Source organism: Sphingomonas lacusdianchii (genome assembly GCF_022664395.1).
Classification (GTDB): domain Bacteria; phylum Pseudomonadota; class Alphaproteobacteria; order Sphingomonadales; family Sphingomonadaceae; genus Sphingomonas; species Sphingomonas lacusdianchii.
Map to the genome: position 1 here is coordinate 129,261 of NZ_JAKRET010000011.1, position 16,190 is coordinate 145,450.

At 55.8% G+C, this 16,190-nt stretch carries 19 protein-coding genes; 8 read left to right on the plus strand and 11 right to left on the minus strand.

The window, feature by feature from the left end:
* Positions 1-93: 93 nt before the first annotated feature.
* The 3 genes from MF607_RS15335 to MF607_RS15345 all read right to left on the minus strand — a co-directional run bounded on the left by MF607_RS15335 (position 94) and on the right by MF607_RS15345 (position 3,635).
* The gene (locus tag MF607_RS15335; protein ID WP_242120323.1) at positions 94-486 is read right to left on the minus strand and encodes a response regulator; all 393 of its coding nucleotides are present in this window, start codon (positions 484-486) and stop codon (positions 94-96) included.
* Positions 483-2,027 (minus strand): sensor histidine kinase, encoded by a 1,545-nt coding sequence (locus tag MF607_RS15340; protein ID WP_242120325.1) that lies wholly within the window; start codon positions 2,025-2,027, stop codon positions 483-485. The genes MF607_RS15335 and MF607_RS15340 overlap by 4 nt, the downstream gene beginning before the upstream one ends.
* A gap of 508 nt (positions 2,028-2,535) precedes the next feature.
* Positions 2,536-3,635 (minus strand): IS3 family transposase gene (locus tag MF607_RS15345; protein WP_242120327.1). Its coding sequence is split into 2 segments (ribosomal slippage): positions 2,536-3,374 and positions 3,374-3,635, totalling 1,101 coding nucleotides; the frame shifts between segments, so codons are not numbered across the junction.
* 194 nt (positions 3,636-3,829) lie between these two features.
* On the opposite strand from MF607_RS15345, the gene MF607_RS15350 reads away from it, so the two are divergent.
* Positions 3,830-4,615: a hypothetical protein gene (locus MF607_RS15350; RefSeq protein WP_242120329.1), complete on the plus strand. Its 786-nt coding sequence runs from the start codon at positions 3,830-3,832 to the stop codon at positions 4,613-4,615.
* Positions 4,616-4,696: 81 nt separating this feature from the next.
* Here MF607_RS15350 and MF607_RS15355 read toward each other — a convergent pair whose 3' ends face one another.
* Entirely contained in the window at positions 4,697-5,488 is a 792-nt protein-coding gene (locus MF607_RS15355; RefSeq protein ID WP_242120331.1) for a hypothetical protein, read from the minus strand.
* Between the two features lie 531 nt (positions 5,489-6,019).
* Between MF607_RS15355 and MF607_RS15360 the strand changes: the two genes are divergently transcribed.
* Both MF607_RS15360 and MF607_RS15365 read left to right on the plus strand, forming a co-directional pair.
* Positions 6,020-6,202, plus strand: a complete 183-nt coding sequence (locus MF607_RS15360; protein ID WP_242120333.1) for a hypothetical protein — start codon at positions 6,020-6,022, stop codon at positions 6,200-6,202.
* A gap of 86 nt (positions 6,203-6,288) precedes the next feature.
* A complete protein-coding gene (locus MF607_RS15365) occupies positions 6,289-6,726 on the plus strand; it encodes a Ros/MucR family transcriptional regulator (protein WP_242120335.1) in 438 nt (145 codons plus the stop codon).
* Between the two features lie 346 nt (positions 6,727-7,072).
* Here the strand turns inward: MF607_RS15365 and MF607_RS15370 are convergent, their stop codons facing one another.
* Together MF607_RS15370 and MF607_RS15375 are read right to left on the minus strand one after the other, a co-directional pair.
* Positions 7,073-7,462: a type II toxin-antitoxin system VapC family toxin gene (locus MF607_RS15370; protein WP_242120337.1), complete on the minus strand. Its 390-nt coding sequence runs from the start codon at positions 7,460-7,462 to the stop codon at positions 7,073-7,075.
* Positions 7,455-7,703 (minus strand): AbrB/MazE/SpoVT family DNA-binding domain-containing protein, encoded by a 249-nt coding sequence (locus MF607_RS15375; RefSeq protein WP_242120339.1) that lies wholly within the window; start codon positions 7,701-7,703, stop codon positions 7,455-7,457. Before MF607_RS15375 ends, MF607_RS15370 begins: the two co-directional genes overlap by 8 nt.
* Positions 7,704-7,905: 202 nt before the next feature.
* On the opposite strand from MF607_RS15375, the gene MF607_RS15380 reads away from it, so the two are divergent.
* A complete protein-coding gene (locus MF607_RS15380; RefSeq protein ID WP_242120341.1) occupies positions 7,906-8,592 on the plus strand; it encodes a recombinase family protein in 687 nt (228 codons plus the stop codon).
* On the opposite strand, the gene MF607_RS15385 is transcribed toward MF607_RS15380, so the two are convergent.
* Together MF607_RS15385 and MF607_RS15390 are read right to left on the minus strand one after the other, a co-directional pair.
* Positions 8,570-8,974 carry a response regulator gene (locus MF607_RS15385; RefSeq protein WP_242120343.1) on the minus strand — a complete coding sequence of 135 codons (405 nt, stop codon included), beginning with the start codon at positions 8,972-8,974 and terminating at the stop codon, positions 8,570-8,572. The genes MF607_RS15380 and MF607_RS15385 overlap by 23 nt on opposite strands.
* Entirely contained in the window at positions 8,971-10,515 is a 1,545-nt protein-coding gene (locus tag MF607_RS15390) for an HWE histidine kinase domain-containing protein (protein ID WP_242120345.1), read from the minus strand. The genes MF607_RS15385 and MF607_RS15390 overlap by 4 nt, the downstream gene beginning before the upstream one ends.
* A 174-nt stretch (positions 10,516-10,689) precedes the next feature.
* Here MF607_RS15390 and MF607_RS15395 point away from each other — a divergent pair, with 174 nt between their 5' ends.
* Together MF607_RS15395 and MF607_RS15400 are read left to right on the plus strand one after the other, a co-directional pair.
* Positions 10,690-11,076 (plus strand): hypothetical protein, encoded by a 387-nt coding sequence (locus MF607_RS15395; RefSeq protein ID WP_242120347.1) that lies wholly within the window; start codon positions 10,690-10,692, stop codon positions 11,074-11,076.
* A gap of 37 nt (positions 11,077-11,113) precedes the next feature.
* Positions 11,114-11,880 (plus strand): IS5 family transposase gene (locus tag MF607_RS15400; RefSeq protein ID WP_242120349.1). Its coding sequence is split into 2 segments (ribosomal slippage): positions 11,114-11,438 and positions 11,438-11,880, totalling 768 coding nucleotides; the frame shifts between segments, so codons are not numbered across the junction.
* Between the two features lie 498 nt (positions 11,881-12,378).
* Here MF607_RS15400 and MF607_RS15410 read toward each other — a convergent pair.
* Positions 12,379-13,125: a methyl-accepting chemotaxis protein gene (locus MF607_RS15410; RefSeq protein WP_242120353.1), complete on the minus strand. Its 747-nt coding sequence runs from the start codon at positions 13,123-13,125 to the stop codon at positions 12,379-12,381.
* 27 nt (positions 13,126-13,152) lie between these two features.
* Positions 13,153-13,569, minus strand: a complete 417-nt coding sequence (locus MF607_RS15415) for a globin family protein (protein WP_242120355.1) — start codon at positions 13,567-13,569, stop codon at positions 13,153-13,155.
* A gap of 213 nt (positions 13,570-13,782) precedes the next feature.
* On the opposite strand from MF607_RS15415, the gene MF607_RS15420 reads away from it, so the two are divergent.
* Both MF607_RS15420 and MF607_RS15425 read left to right on the plus strand, forming a co-directional pair.
* Entirely contained in the window at positions 13,783-14,118 is a 336-nt protein-coding gene (locus tag MF607_RS15420) for a hypothetical protein (protein ID WP_242120357.1), read from the plus strand.
* 207 nt (positions 14,119-14,325) lie between these two features.
* Complete coding sequence (locus tag MF607_RS15425; RefSeq protein ID WP_242120359.1) at positions 14,326-14,622, plus strand: hypothetical protein; 297 nt, start codon at positions 14,326-14,328, stop codon at positions 14,620-14,622.
* A 1,369-nt stretch (positions 14,623-15,991) separates the two neighbouring features.
* On the opposite strand, the gene MF607_RS15430 is transcribed toward MF607_RS15425, so the two are convergent.
* Positions 15,992-16,183: a hypothetical protein gene (locus tag MF607_RS15430; protein ID WP_242120361.1), complete on the minus strand. Its 192-nt coding sequence runs from the start codon at positions 16,181-16,183 to the stop codon at positions 15,992-15,994.
* Between the last annotated feature and the right edge of the window lie 7 nt (positions 16,184-16,190).

Consider the following 16,190-nt stretch of genomic DNA (forward strand, 5'->3'; position numbering starts at 1 on the left):
TGAAGAAAGCGAAGCGCGCTTATCGTGCCATCACGAATGGTACTGAACATCGCGCGGAGCTGCTTTATCTCCGGTCAGGCATAACAGCTCGGATTATGCGGGGAGTCCTAGCAAATTCTGTATTGTCAGAACGACCTGCAACACGGCAACCGGCTTCTGCAATCTGGGCCGCGACCGATACCCGGCCGGAACGAAGTTATCGTCATATCCACTCAAGAAGATTACTGGGACGCCATGAATGGCAAGATCGTCAGCTAGTGGAAAACTGAGCTTACCGCTCAGATTTATATCCAAAATAGCTACATCAGCCCGAGCTTCATTCTGAAAAATGAATTCATACGCCGCATCTAGCTGAGACAATGATGCGATGATATTTGCACCGTGATCGACTAGCGCTCGCTCAAGGCGTATTGCAACGAAATATTCGTCCTCTACCAGCAGGATATTGCAGCCCTCGAGCGGTCCACCCTCCGCACTGGTGGTCATGGTAATGCATCTTTGTGTTGCAATGGTATGACGACACAACAATCCAGCTTGCCATCTTCGAGGTTATAGTAGCTGGAGCCGCCAAGTTGATGCGGTATCGCGCGTTCGATTAGCTCGCGTCCGAAGCCCTTGCGCGGCACAGATGCGGGTTTACGTAGGGTCAATCCCGTTTCCTGCCAATCTAGTGTGAGGAAGGGCGGCGCCCCTTGTATCTCCCAACAGATCGAGATTTCACCAGCTTTTGAATAAAGGGCGCCATATTTAACCGAGTTGGTCAGGAGCTCATGAAGCATGAGAGCCAGCATCTGAACCAACGGTCGCGATAGATCGACATCGGGGCCAGCGGTCCGCACCTTAGTGCCTCCTGCTATGTCGCCAACGCTGTCAATTTCGATCGAAACCAGATTGTGCATCGTTACTGGTTTGATATCGGCTTCAGTAAGCAGCGTCTGGACCCTTGCCAGTGCCTGCAACCGTCCGTGGAAGGCCGGCTCAAATTCTTCCCATGAATGGGTGGCGGCAGCGGTTTGCAGTGCGATGCCTTCGACGATTGTCAAGAGGTTGCGCGTCCGATGCTGTAGTTCCGCGACGAGTATTTCCTGCGACACCTCCAGGCGCCGCTGATCGTGAATGTCAGTAAACGTACCCATCCAACTCAAGGTCGCATCATCGTCCAAGTTGGGTAAGGCGCGACCGTAATACCAACGATATCCGCTGATATCATCATGCCAGATGCGGCAATTGACCTGGAACATTCCAGCTTGCGCTGCACTTCTCCACGCTTCGTCAATCGCAGGCAAATCCTCGGAATGAATTCGTTGGCGCCACCCATCACCGGAACTCGCGCTATCGTCTTGGCCGGTGATCTGATGCCATTGCGGACTCGACCATCGCCATTTTGATGTGGCATCGGCGCACCATACGAACTGGGGAATATTGTCGATGATCAAGCGCAGATAGCGTTCGGTTATACGACGCGCCTCCGCTTCACGCTGACTAACCTTCCCAGCTTCGATCCGCATAATGCTGGTTGCTACAAGCCCGGCATAAATTCGTAAGAATGGTATCTCTTGTTCGAAATCACGCGGATTTTGCGTGCTGATGTGAAAATGCCCCAACGTCGGGGTACCTGGACCGTCCAGCAATGGGAGTAGCGCCAAACCCCTTTGGCCAAAGCGATTGAGGAGGCGCCTTGTTTCAAGATTCACTGCAACGTTGACGTCTGGGACGATAACCGGATCCCCTCCGCGAAGGAGGGCGCTTTCAAGAGATCCGTCATTCTGACGCTCGATCCGCCTACCGAGATAGGCATCATCAATGCCGACCCCTGCGCGCAAAACGACGGCACGGGCATCATCGGTCAAGCGATACATCAAGACCATGTCAGCCTGCACAGCTTCACACACGCAGCGGCACGCCTCGTGCATGATTTGGTCGATGTTTTCCGATTGCAGCGCAAATTCAGCAAACGCCGCCAGCATCTCCTGCTGTCGATAGGCGTTTACCTTGACCTTCGTTTCGATTTTATCGAACGCGGTCACATTCCCCCTCCTCCGCGCAAGAAGGGGCAGCTTTCTGCCCATTTGCAATACGTGTCAAGTAATTCTAATGCGTTAATCTATGCGCGTGGCATCAAACGAACGTCCCTATGGGTACCATAAATGCAAATTACTTACGCCGTCTCAAGTTGCCGCCCTATTCATACTTCGACAGTCGAGCAACAGGTTTGCTAGTTGGAATCCCCACTTCCGTCTCGATTTTTATAAAATAATGACTGAGTAACTAGATTTCGCAAGCTGCGGTGTCAATAAAATGAAGAGTACTTATGGCGTATGGCTACAATCGTACTAGAGTTTGGCCAAACCGTTATTACGCGCATTATGGGTACCCGGCAATTTTTGTGACTTCACATTAAAGGTACAATCCCATTTTTGAGATCAGTTAAGCTGCCCCCTTCTGAGTGGTCCATCGCCTATGACAGTCTGGGCCAAGGATGAGCCTCACCCCGTCTTTGGTCCGGTCTTTATGAGAAAACCGGCTCTGTTTTCGTCAGGGCAGGCATGCCTGCTCTGACGAAAAAGCGCGCTCCATCGGGGTCTGGTTGCCGAGGGAGCTATGCGGACGGTGCTCGTTGTAATCGCGCCGCCACGCCTCACATTTTACCCGTGCGTCGTCCAAGCTCAAGAACCAGTATGCGTTGAGGCATTCGGCCCGCACCCGGCCGTTGAACGCCTCCGCAAACGCATTGTCGGTAGGCTTTCCAGGCCTGCTGAAATCCAGCACCACATCATGCTGATAGGCCCATAGGTCCAGATCCTTCGAGATGAATTCCGGGCCGTTATCCAGGCGAATGCGCTTGGGACGACCGTGTGCCTTGGCAATGCGGTCGAGCGTCTCGACCACGTCAGAGCCTCGGTAGCTCGTCCGCACGTCGAGCGCAGGCGAGACACGCGTGAAGTTGTCGACGATCGACAGCACGCGGATCTTGCGCCCGTCAAAGAGCTGGTCTGACAGGAAATCAATCGACCAGCATTCGTTGGGCGCCGTCGCTGGCGTCCGGTCATCGCGCAGTTTCGCCTTCACCTTGCGCTTGGGCGTCTTGTTGCGCAGTTGCAGCCCGAGTTCGCGATACAGGCGGTGCGTACGCTTGTGGTTGATTTCCCAACCCTCACGCCGCAGCAGCACATGGATGCGGCGATACCCGTAGCGAACACGGGTCGCAGCCAACTCCTTGATCCGCATCTTGAGGCCGGCCTGATCGAGGCGGCGGGACTGATAGCGCTGAGTCGATCGATTGATCGGAAACGCACCGCAAGCTCGCCGTTCGCTGACCTGGTAGTTCGCCTGCAAATAGCCGACGATCTCCCGGGCTCGACCAGGCCCTACATTTTTCGGCGGATGACGTCCTGGAGCATCTCCTTGTCCAGGCTTAGGTTCGCCACCAGGCGCTTCAGCCGAACGTTCTCCTCCTCCAGCACCTTCAGGCGCTTCATTTCCGACGGCATCAGACCTCCGTATTTGCTGCGCCATCGATAATAGGTTTGGATCGAGATGCCGGCCTTCCGGCAAACCTCGTCCACGGTCGTCCCATCCTCGGCCTGCTTGAGGATGAACGCTATCTGCTGCTCGCTGAACCTCGACTTCTTCATCGACGGATTCCCTCGTCCGGCACCTGCCAAACCTAACCGGGAATTTGCCACAAAGAATGGACCAATTCGACGGGCTCAGGTCAAGCTACCGCTTGATTATTGAAGGCTTTGGGGTTGCACCATGGTAGGGTATCCTATGCTCCATATCGTGAGTCGGTAGTGACATCGATTATACGAGCTGGAGGAGCACGATTATGGCGTTCAGAGACAACAGCCGTCTAATCACGAGTGCGTCCGACTCTATTATAGGCGGAGAGGGTTTCCCCGGAATATCGTATGCGGGGATAGATGCCAGTGCCTTTACTGTTGCTGATTATGACGTGTATCGCCAACGAATTACCGGATTTGGTAGTGACGATACGCTCATTACGAGCAGACCGATTCTCGATGGCAACTCCGATGGCTTCATTGAACTGAATGACGCTAGCTACATCCGCGTAAACTTTGGTTACGTTCAGGATGAGACCGTAGAGCGTGATATTGTCCAGATTTTCGGCGATGAGTATTCAGTCACGGCGCTTCGCAACCTTGGAGAAAAGGGCGGAGCGTATGTGTATGCGGATGCGAGGACGATAACCAACCTGACCGATCGCTATGGCGTCGCGGCAGTGATCGAAGGCGACGTTGGCAACGACGCGCTAGACATGGGGTCAGGATCCAAGATGCTATTAGTTGATAACGGACTTGGACTGAACCTAGGGGGTGATCGTATCAACAACTTTGGCGACGATGATTTACTTGTTTTTACCCGTAAAATCTATGACCGCAATGGCGATGGCGTCATCCAATTCAGCAAGAATGGTGTCTTAGATATTTCTGGATCGATGGGGCCGAAAGCTAGCGATCCTGTACGTAGCCCCGGCGGCCAAATTCAGTTCTTAGATCCTGAAATAACTTCTCTCGAACTAGTCCGTAGTGAAATAATTGAGGGTATCGCATATTATCTTTACGGAACCGAGTATTATAGCTTGGCTAATTGATGGCCTTGCTCACAAAGCGCTTGGCACCTTCAAACTTATTGCGGGGCCTAGCCATATTTCGATAGCGATGCCCCGCAAATCTTACGCCAAATCGCTTCCCGGTACGTAATCCGAGCCATTGGTTCCGTAGTAATAGTACGTAATTCCGTTTATCTCCTGCGATCCAAGGTAGTCCAGCGACTGAAGGTCGGCATCTACGAATTTGAGCTGGCCACCCAATCCTTTGCTTGGATCGGTACTGTTCGGCCCAGTCGCTCCGGATGCGTCTAGGACATGATTGCGGCCGAAGCTGATAACGCCATCGCCATTGCCATCGAAGAGCTGCCGCGTTGTTATCAGGAGATCGTCATCGCCGAAGCCGCATATGGTGTCACTACCCAGATTCAACCCTAAAGCGTTATCATGCAAGATAACCTTCGCACCATCTTGAGCGGTCAGCCTATTGTTCGCAATTGTACCTTCGATCACATTCTCTTGGCCAAACTGACTCCACAGATTTTTTAGCGTCAAACTATCAGCGTAAGCGAACTGCCCTAGCTTGCTTCCTAAGGTTCGAAGTTCGTTTAGACTATTACTTGACCACGCTATTTGTATCTGGTCTTCTCCAGCGTTTCCAGGACTGGTTCGATCAATATCGATGACATTGTTTGGCCCACCTGATATAAAGCCATTGTTATCATCATCAAAAATTGACCTAGCCGTCAAAATGACATCGTCAAAATCGAAATTTAGAAATATGTCGTCGCCTGTCGGCCCGTTCTGAAAAACGAAGGCTGTCGGGCCGTCTGCGAAATATGTGTCATTAGCCCTATTTGCATCAACGGTTATCAGCATCGCGCTTGTTACTACGGCATCGTTGTTTCTGAAGGCCATGATAAACCCCTCGTACGTTTGCGTAGGTCGCATAGCAATGATCGACGCCTGCCTGTCGCAGTTGCCAGAAGGCCACGCTACGCGCTAATCACCTTCTATTATTGAGCCTAAAGTTTCAATAATCAGATGTCTATTCATTGCATTGTGACGTATTAATGATTCTTGTTGCAAACCTACCGTAAGACGTTTATGTATACAAAATTCGGTAGGCTGAAAAGTGCTACCGGCAAGCATTCGTTATGATGTCGATCATCGATATAGGTATTGGTTCGACGTCGATCTAAAAAGTACCGCTGCTAGGTATACATTAGTAGCTTTGTAGAAGCTACTTCACTCTATTGCGGACATTGTGATGTAGGAAAATGATACCGAAATGGCCCATTGTGTTATCGAATGAGGGGCGGGAGATTCTTCCGTTTCTAGTAGGAGCTGCGTTGTGACGCCTATGCCGGTAGACTGAGGGCTGCGGCGCAGCGCACTGGACGGCATCCGGTAATAGTCCTATATGGAAGCGGTATGTTAAAAGCCCGAATGAAGCGTCTTGCCGATTATAGCGAGCGCACTGCAGCCCGCATTGCTGCAATGGAGGCAGCAATCATTGCGCTAGATGATAGCGATCTTCTCGATTTGGCTGATATATTTGATGCAAAACCGGACAATCCGATCAAAGACATTGCCAAGTCAGAGATGGCTAAACGCGGAATTAGCCTTTAGGTAGCGAACGCCACAGTTTGAAGCATCAAACCGCTGTTAGGTGGCGATGACCTTGCTGCTAAGTACCCAAAATGGATGTATTTTGAATGACCGAAATGACGAACACGATCGAACTAGCCACGGAACTAACGGTGGCATGGCTCGGCAATTCGAACACTCGCGCGACGACCGATGACGTACCCGCCTTCCTGCAGGCCATGCACCAGACGCTGACCAAACTCGAGGCACCCGATGCGCAGCCGGTGGAACCAGAGAAGGAAGTTGAGCAGCACACGCCCGCCGTATCGGTTCGAAAGTCGCTCTCCTCACCCGACTACATCGTATCGATGATCGACGGAAAGCCTTACCGCACGCTGCGTCGTCACCTCTCGAGTAATGGTCTGACCCCTGAGGAGTACCGTGAGCGGTATAACCTGAAGGCGGATTACCCCATGGTTGCTCCCACCTACAGCGAAAGCCGGCGGGCTATGGCAAAGACGATCGGTCTTGGTCGCAAACCTCGCAACACTGCGGCTGACGAGTAACGACAAAAGCGCCATCTGCGCCTACGCGCGAGCGAGTGCAGATGGCGACCACATTGTCGTCGAGGAGTCGAGGACCTAGGGCCAAGCGATAAGCGTTGACCAGCTTGGGCGTCCACTGGCACTTACGTTAGCGTCGTACGTATCAACGCATCTGACCTTCGGCTCGTTGCTACTGCGACTGCCCGTGGCCAAAAGGGGATGCCGCTCGGTACGCTTGCCGATCAAAAGACCTATTAGGATCATCCGGCACATCAGCCATTTGTCGCGGCCTGCGCACCGCTATGGCGCAAGGTCGTCGCCTACGACAACGTACCGGCTTGACCGCCAAGGAAGCGTGGCTGGCTTCCTATTGCCGGACGTTCGTTACCGTGCTGCCAACCTCTGCCTGGGCTAAGGCGGCGTCGGTGGTATAAGCCTCTGATCCAAGTTCGAGTGCCAGCGCGAGGCATGCGCGATCACCGAATGACAGGCCGAGCGAACGGGTAGCGGGCCGCAAGTCACCGATCGTCATTGCCTGCGACGTGGTCAGTGGACGCACATCGAGATGCAGGCCACCTAACGCTTCACGGATCTCATCCAACGGAACGCCACGTTCGCGCAATTTCGATACCACCTCGCCGAAATTCACCGTGCCGATGACAGATCGCGTGAGGACAGTTGCAACCCGGTCTGCGCCCGGTTCGTCGTTAAGCAGGCAGAGCAGGGCGGAAGCATCAAGGACGATACTGTTACTCATGCTCCGCCTCCGTACGCCGGTCCTCGACTAGTTCGTCCGACAGGTTCACACCTTCAGGTATGTGACGACGCAGGATCAGGCGGGCACGCTCCAGTGCTTTTGATAGTGAACGGACCCTAAGTTCGCCATCGGTAATATCTACCATCACCGTATCACCGGCACTGATGCTAAGTTCGCGGCGCATAGACGCGGGAATGACAAGCTTGCCACCCTCAACGATCCGAACCCGTTGCGCTTCCATAAGTATCGTCCTCATGACCGGTACCAAACAGCACCTCAGTACCAAACCGTCAAACGGGTGTCATCCTCACTGTCCGGGCTGACCTTGATAGCCAAATTGCCTCGGCGCGCTTGGCTAGGCCAACATAGATCGATAGTCCGTCTTTGTAGCCACTATCCGTCCAGGTGGCTAACTAAGGTATACCCTATTGAGCTAAGGAATAATGAGCGAGCAGCAAAGCAGCATGATCCGGGCGGCGCGGGTATATCTGCGGGTCAGTACCGACGAACAGGATCTCGCTCGGCAAGAGGCGATCGTTGCCGGCGCCCGGGCCGCCGGCTTTTATGTCGCGGCGGTTTACCGAGAGAAGGCATCAGGCGCGCGACCCGATCGACCCGAGTTGCTGCGCATGGTCGACGACCTACAGCCCGGCGAAGTCGTGATCGCCGAGAAGATCGACCGGATCAGTCGCTTGCCGCTTCCCGAAGCGGAACTGCTCGTTGCAACGATTAGGGGGAAGGGGGCCCGCTTGGCGGTGCCCGGCATTGTCGAGCTCTCCGACTTGGTCGCCGACAGTTCGGGGGTATCGCGTATCGTGCTGGAGGCGGTGAAGGACATGCTGCTGCGCGTCGCGCTGCAAACCGCCCGCGACGATTACGAAACAAGGCGCGAACGCCAGCGCGAGGGGATCGAGATCGCCAAGCGGACGGGGCGTTATACCGGGCGCAAGCCGGATCTGGCGCACCACCGCCGCATCGTCGCACTGCGCGAAGCCGGCATGAGCATTGCCCGCACGGCGGAACTGGCTGGTTGCAGCATCGCGCAGGTTAAGCGGGTCACGGCGCTTCATCGACGCAGCGTTACGGTATCAGAAACATCGCTTGATGTTACTCGTCCCGGTTCGAACTAATCGACACCGCATCCCTTACGGCGGCAATCACCTGCGGCATGGAAGCTGGCTTTTGAAGTTGGGGTAAGCCAGAAAATCTTTCTGGTAGTAAATGTTTGTCGTACCCACTGAGCAAAATCACTGGCACCGATCGTGATATCAGCTGATCAATAAGCGAAAAGCTCATTTCCCCGTCTAGATTGATATCGACGAGGGCGACGTCGGCAGCAAAACCGTCACTCCGTGCAAACTCCAACGCATCCGATAGTCTGCCTAAAGATGTGACTAGCTTTGCGCCTTGGTCCTGTAGTGAACGCTCGAGAAGCACCGCAATGAAGTACTCGTCTTCAACTATTAATACGCGGCGCCCATTTAGGGAACTTTCTGGCAGAATTCCGTTCAAGCTGCAACTCCGTTCGGACGAAAGGGCACAACAACGCAACAAGATACGTTGTCCTCGCGAAGTTCATAAGTGCTTGAGCCACCAAGTTGCCGGGGAAGTGCCCGCTCAATCAGCTCCCGTCCAAAACCCGTTAGGGACGCGGCAGTGGGCTGCGTGGATGAGAAGCCCACTTCGTGCCATTTCAGGGTGAGACTGCTAGATGAGCTATCAATGTCCCAACTAATAGCGATGCTTCCGGTGCCAGCACGTAGCACACCGTACTTTAGCGAGTTCGTGAGAAGCTCATGAAGCAAAAGCGCAAGCATCTGAACTATGGTACGCGACAGGTTGACGTTCGGTCCGCCTACGCTCAACCTAACGGTACTCACGGCATTGCCGATGCTGTCGATCTCCATCGATACGAGATCGTTCATAGTTACCGGCTTGGTGTCAGCATCCGTAAGTAGGGTCTGCACTCTCGCAATAGCCTGCAGCCTGCCGTGGAAAGCCGGCGCAAACTCAGACCATTGCTGGGCAGTGGCAGCGGTTTGAAGCGCAATGCCCTCAACGATCGTCAGCAGGTTGCGTGTGCGATGTTGGAGTTCGGCAACGAGCAGTTGCTGCGACACTTCGAGGCGACGTTGCTCATGTATGTCGGTAAACGTCCCCATCCACCGGAAGGTCGTTTCGTTCTCCCAATATGGGAGGGCGCGGCCATAGTACCAACGGTACCCACCTTCGTTGTCGTGCCAAATCCGACAATGGACTTCGAACAACCTCTCAATCGCTGCCGCTGACCACGCCTTGTCGATTGCAGGAAGGTCCTCAGGATGCACCTTCGTTCGCCATCCCAAGCCGAGGCTGGACCGTTTCCGCTGACCGGTAATCAGTTGCCACTGCGGGCTTGCCCATCGCCAGCGCGCATTCACGTCCGCGCACCATATGAACTGCGGTATGTTCTCGACTATCAACTGAAGGTTGCGTTCGACGGCTCGATGAGCCGTTGCTTCACGCTGACGTGCTTCGTTGGTTTCGACCCGCATGATGCCTGTAGCTACCAGGCTAGCGTAGATACGAAGGAACGTAAGATCCGACGAAAAGTCGCGCGGCTCTCGTGTACTGATATGTAGATGACCGAGCACCGGAGTGCCGGGACCATCGAGTAATGGCAGTAACGCTAACCCACGCTGCCCGAAGCGTTGTAGAAGGTTCTTCGTTTCGAGCCTGGTTTCGATATCGATGTTCGGCACGATGACGGGCTCACCGCTGTCGAGAAGCGCGCTTTCTAACGACCCGTCATCCCGCCGGGCTACTGCCCCGCCAACGTGCAGTTCGTCTATTCCTACACCCGCTCGCAATATAACCCTGCGAGCTTGGTTACTCAGACGGTACATGAGGACCATGTCTGCCTTAACCGCTTCGCACACACAGCGGCACGCCTCACGCATGATCAAGTCAACGTTTTCCGACTTGAGCGCAAACTCAGCGAACGTCGCTAGCATTTCCTGCTGGCGACAGGCGACCGTACCGGCCGTGTGTGTGGTGTCGCGAACTGCGACCATAACCTCTCCCGATGCCTTTAAGGTGGACATCGAATTCCGCTTGTCTTGTACTCCTAATCAAGATCGCACGAACCAGAAATAGCGCCAACATTTTTAATTTAGAATCAGCGATATCATTGTTGCCAGCTATATAACGGACCATCGCTTACAGATCGCTGTCCATATAGTGTCAGCATGCCCCATTTCATGAAACTAGGTCGTGAACCCATAAACGGTGACGCAGGCGGCGCCGTGCGCTATCGGTTCGTCATGAGGGCGATACTGCTTTTAGTCCCGATGCTGGCGGCGGGATGCGATCGGGCGGCAAACACGTTTGAGGTGCGCGCCGTGGGAGCAACTTCGGCTGACCTCACGCTTTGCGGGCAGTCTACCCGTCTTAAGCGGATGGACGGCAAGTTCACCGGCACGCTCCCAATTCGCTGCGAAGGGGATGGCGCTATCAAGGTCGGCTTTCCCGATCGGCCGCCAGTAAGCTGCCCTATCGGCTACGTCACGCCGGGAGCGGTTCAGAGCTTCAAGTTCGAGGTTGATAGCGGCCGGTGCGACGCATCGCGTGCATAGTCTTTTCGAAGCGCCGGTAATGTGATTCAGGCTTCCGATGAGCCGATACGACCTGACCGACTTCGAGTGGCGCGTGATCGAGCCGTTGCTGCCCAACAAGCCGCGAGGCGTGCCGCGCGTCGATGACCGCCGCGTGTTGAACGGCATCTTCTGGGTGCTGCGTTCCGGTGCGCCGTGGCGCGACCTGCCCGAACGCTATGGCCCGCGCACCACCTGCTACAACCGCTTCAATCGGTGGCGGCAGGCAGGCGTGTGGGATCGGCTGATGGACGCCATCAGCGCCGCTCACGACGACGAGATCCAGATGATCGACAGCACTTCCGTCCGGGCGCACCAGCAGGCTGCGACGGCAAAAAAGGGGGTCCAGATCATTGTCTCGGTCGCTCCCGAGGTGGGCTCACGACCAAGATCCACGTCGTCGTCGACGCGCAAGGCCTCCCGATCCGGCTCGGCCTCACTGCAGGCCAGACGCACGACGGGCAGATCGTAGACCGTCTGCTCGATCACCTCGGCCCGCGCACTATCGTGCTGGCCGACAAGGCATACGATGCCGACCGCATCCGGGAGCTGATCCAGGACCAGGGTGCGACGCCCAACATCCCGCCTAAGAGTAACCGCAAGTGGAAGCCGTGCTTCAGCAAGCGGCTCTACCGCGAGCGCAACCTGATCGAGAGGTTCTTCTCCAAGCTGAAGCACTTCCGCCGCGTCGCCACCCGTTACGACAAGCTCGCGGCGAACTTCCTCGCCATGATCCAGCTCGCCTCAATGCGGCTCTGGCTGCGAGCTTATGAGTCTACGGCCTAGCCACCATTAGCAGCCGCTGGCGTCGACCATGTAGGTAACAGGTTTGCCACGTGAGGTCGGATTCCAACCCGCTGTCAGTGCAGCACGAACGCCGTTGGCAACGATAGCGTTGTTGATCTCCGGTCGGCGGCGTTGTGACGAACCGTTCCCAGATATTGGCATTGGGAACTCTAGCAGAGCCTCGCGCTGCTCGCCGACCTGCCGAAGACAAATCATCATTCCCCGCCACCCATCAGCGGTGCACCATTGTGGTTCCCGTTGCACGGACCACTCATACGACCGTCCATCAACCTCCACGGCGCCGGTTTTATAGCGAGTGTGCAGCATTCAGCGAAGCTATCACAAAACCGGCCTTCTCCTACCATCTCCGGCCTTCATGCGGCGGACGACCCGTCCGCCGCTTCAAAACGAGCGCCGCGCAAACAGGGCGTTTTGGCTCCTTACTAGACGCACGATACCCATACCAGCTTCGATATCGGGATACGGGGGGTCAGTGGCCTACTGTTTAGAGGCTTTCCCGACGTTCCCATGACTGCTTGCCAGCTTCGATATCTGCCGTGCCAGAACCTTCGCGGCAACTGCGTTGGCGCCGACCCGGCCGATTGCCGCGGCAGCGCGATCTACCGTCCCGGCCGTATCAGCCGTGATATCGGCAAGCTCCGACGCAATCTGACGCTGCTGACCGGCACTTTGCAGCGAGCCGGCTAGGAGGAAATCCTGTTCCAGCACTAGCGCACCATGTGCGGCTGCAACGTCTTCGGCTGCGCTGACGTTCTCTGCAATCATCAACGAGCGTTCGCCTATCGAAGCATTGGCAAGCGCCGTACGGGTCGTCAACGTCGACATCTCGGCTGAGATCGCAGCGAAAGGGCCACCTTCGCCGCCAGAACGGGCCGCCTCGATCCGCGCGTTCAGGCTAAGCATTCGGCTTTCCGCGGCAATTTGCGCAATGCTGGCGCTTATAGCCGCTACACCGTCCACGGATTGTGCGAGATGTTCGATAATCGGCTTCCTTGTTGCGAGATGCGTCCGAGCCTCGGCGAGTGCCGCCACTTGGCGACGCACGCTCTCTTCGGCCTCGTTGGCCGCAGTTTGGAGGGCGCAGGCCAACGACGCGATCCGCGTCGCATGCTCCGTCACCCCGCGGATCATCGCGGTAGCGTTCTCGGCCTCGGACGCGACGCAGCCCGCAATGTCGAGCAACCTTGTCGCGATGTTACACAACTGTTTTTCGTTTTCCGGCATGTCCGTCCGCACCTTGGCGCTGGCGGCCTAAGCTCGCTCTCGAACCGCGGCAAGCATGGTCCCGGACAGTATCTCATAGGCTGCAGACCAGGCCTCTTCGGTATCGCCATCGAACGCCGTTCCAAGTCCAACTCGTAGCGTCTCTATCAGCGCCGATCCAACAGCGGCATAATGGGACTCCTTGGCACCATAATCGATGTGCCGAATAGCGAGTTCGCGGGCGATCGGCACGATGGTGTCGAGCCGGTCCAGCGCATCAACCACTGTGGCCAAGGTCAAGAAGAGCTTGCGGCCTTGCTCCGTCATGTCGTTCCGGAACAGCACACGGGTATCAGGCGATAACTCGAACAGACGTCGGTAGAATTCGGCAGCCGCTTCGTTGGTGAGCGGAACGACAGCAGCAAAGCTGTCTTGGACGAGTTCGATCTGGCTTGCTGAGAGCATACCGTCGGTTATGCCGACAAACCTGCAACGGATTGATTAACGCTGCGGTCAGCATATCGCATACTTACGAACTGTACGAGGCGGACGCACCGTCCGTTGTAGCTCGAAGAAGACCTTGGAGATCAGCCGTTCTGATAGGCACTGTGGCGGACGATACCCCTTGTTTACTGTCGTTCCGTTGCGAACGTTGAGCGACAAGTCCATGATCAAGCCATGAGGTTTACAATCAAGGCATTGGCCGTCGCGGCAGTAGTGGTTGCAGCAAGCGTCGGGGCATCTCAAATGGCCGGTCTGGAGGCGCGTCAAGTGGAAACCGTCTATATGTTTAAAGGTACGCAAGGCGCGATGGCTTACACTATCGATCAAACGGGAAGAAACCTGCCGGAGCAGTATGCACCGTGGAGCTTTCTTAAACCCGTTTCAACAAAAGGTCCTACTTTCCAAGCGGGGGCGGACAAGGCTGCCTTAGCCGAAGTTGAAGCCAAAGGTTTTTCAGTTTCTGTCTACACGATTACGTCTGAGCCAACCATCACAGTTCCAGAACGATGATGAAGTAACTCCAAGCGAACCGCATTTTAAAACAGAGCAACAGGTTGTCACAAGCCACTCACGTTCACGCGGCGGACTCTCCGTCCGCCTTCGCCGGCTTGAACTGCCGGTCCGATCATCGACGATACCCACGATCTCGAGGATCATACCCCTGCGTCCGCTGGCAACCCCATTGCCGCAGTTGCATCTGCTATGCGAACTTGCAGCATGATCGAGCGCGAGGAAAAGGTTTTCATATCCGCTGACGGGCTTGGGCGCGTCGCGATTGTCAGACGCCGCGACGGGCATTTCTGCCTTTACTCATGGTGGCGTTTCTCCGTCGAAGCTCAGCGACAGATGGGTTTTCATGCCCCAACGGAGTTTTGCTGGTCAACGGATTTCGACGCCGCGCTCTACTACGACGCTTCGCACGATGTCGAAACACCGCCAGTTTCCGGCATATTCGGATGCCTTGAGGATGCGGAGGCTGAGGTTCGACGCATGCTAAACTGCAATAGCTTCTAACCACTGATCATAGACATGCCAACGGCGGACACCCCGTCCGGCGATTGAACCGAAATGCAACGCTATTGAAGCGTCAGATACCCACTCTAGGAGCCGTCGACGCACTGATCAATTGTGGCGCTGTTGACCGCCACTAAGCTGCTCATGGACGCCCAGAAGAGCCGTACGGGCGAACTCTAAGGCTGCTGGCCGACCATGGTCCCGCTCCCAGCAGACGATCGCTGCTCTGATCAGCGCCGCACCACCATCCTGCCCTAGAAGCTGCTGCGCGATGTCCGCCAATGTCAGGCTTCGACTGGCGATCAGTTCGTCACGTTCGAGCTCTTGCTCCGACGGGGAAGCGAAGCTTCCGACTATCGTACGCGGTGAAGCCATGCATGCACGTTAAGGCATCAGAACGAGATGCAAATCGTACCATCGTATGACGCGGCGCCGCCGTCGGCACCGACCGCGCTCGCGGTGTCTCCCTCGCGCGTTGTAAGCCTTATTGAGCAGATAGGCCCACTCCGCCAAACCGCGCCGGTAGCAAAGATTTGCCCCGCACGTTGTGACTTAATCGGCTCGTCTGCCGCCACGGTCCAATTCGCCGCAAACCCCCATTAATGCCGTGCGCGCGAGTATCGAAGCGGCTTCCTTGCCATATTGGCGATCCCAACAAAGTAGTGCCGCTTGAATGCAACCAGCGCCAACGTCGGAACCCAGCAATTCCTCCGCAACGTCCGCTACAGTCTTGCTCCGATCGTCAATACGGCGTTGCCGTTCGGCCTCTCGATATTCCACAGACACGTTGAATAAGCCTTTTCAGATTGGGCTCTGCTAATGCCGACAAAGTATCGACTCAACCGGATATTGCTGTAGCGCCGTTGTGCTCTTGTGCTACCGCTCCCAGATTGGGACGATCCGCTATATCCCGAGGCGGAGGCGCGCTCCGCAATCCCGCCTTCAACCCCGCATAAATCCGTGAATTCAAAATTACTGCGTGCGCCTGATACCCGCTACGCCGCTCGGCGGCGGTTTGCTGTGTTAGTTGCAATCCGACCCCGGGCCGCCAAACGTTCCAAGCTCGACTACCGATCGCTTACAAGGTGTACGAAAAACAGGTGATTCCGCACGGCGATAAGGAGCCATTCACCGCTGAGAGACCGTGCCAATTAGCTAGCATTACAGCCGATCAGGAGCGTGGGAGTTTTGTTAAAACGAACGGCCAACGAGACGGTCGCGGCATTCCCATTGGGATCGAAGCGGGACGGGGCGGGACTGGTTTGAAGCTTTGAACGATATAAACGAGGGGAAGAGGATATGACGACGATGAATGAACCCGCCGTATCGCGGCGATCCGGTGGTCGGACGATCTGGTCTGTGTTGGCGGTCAGCTTGATGGCAGGCTGTTCGGGCGGTGGTTCCATGACTGGATCGGTGTCGAGTGCGCCCGTTGCAACGCCGACGCCCGCCCCGACACCGACACCGACACCGACACCGACACCGACACCGACACCGACACCGACACCGACACCGACACCGACACCGACACCGACACCGACACCGACACCGACACCCTCACCAACCCC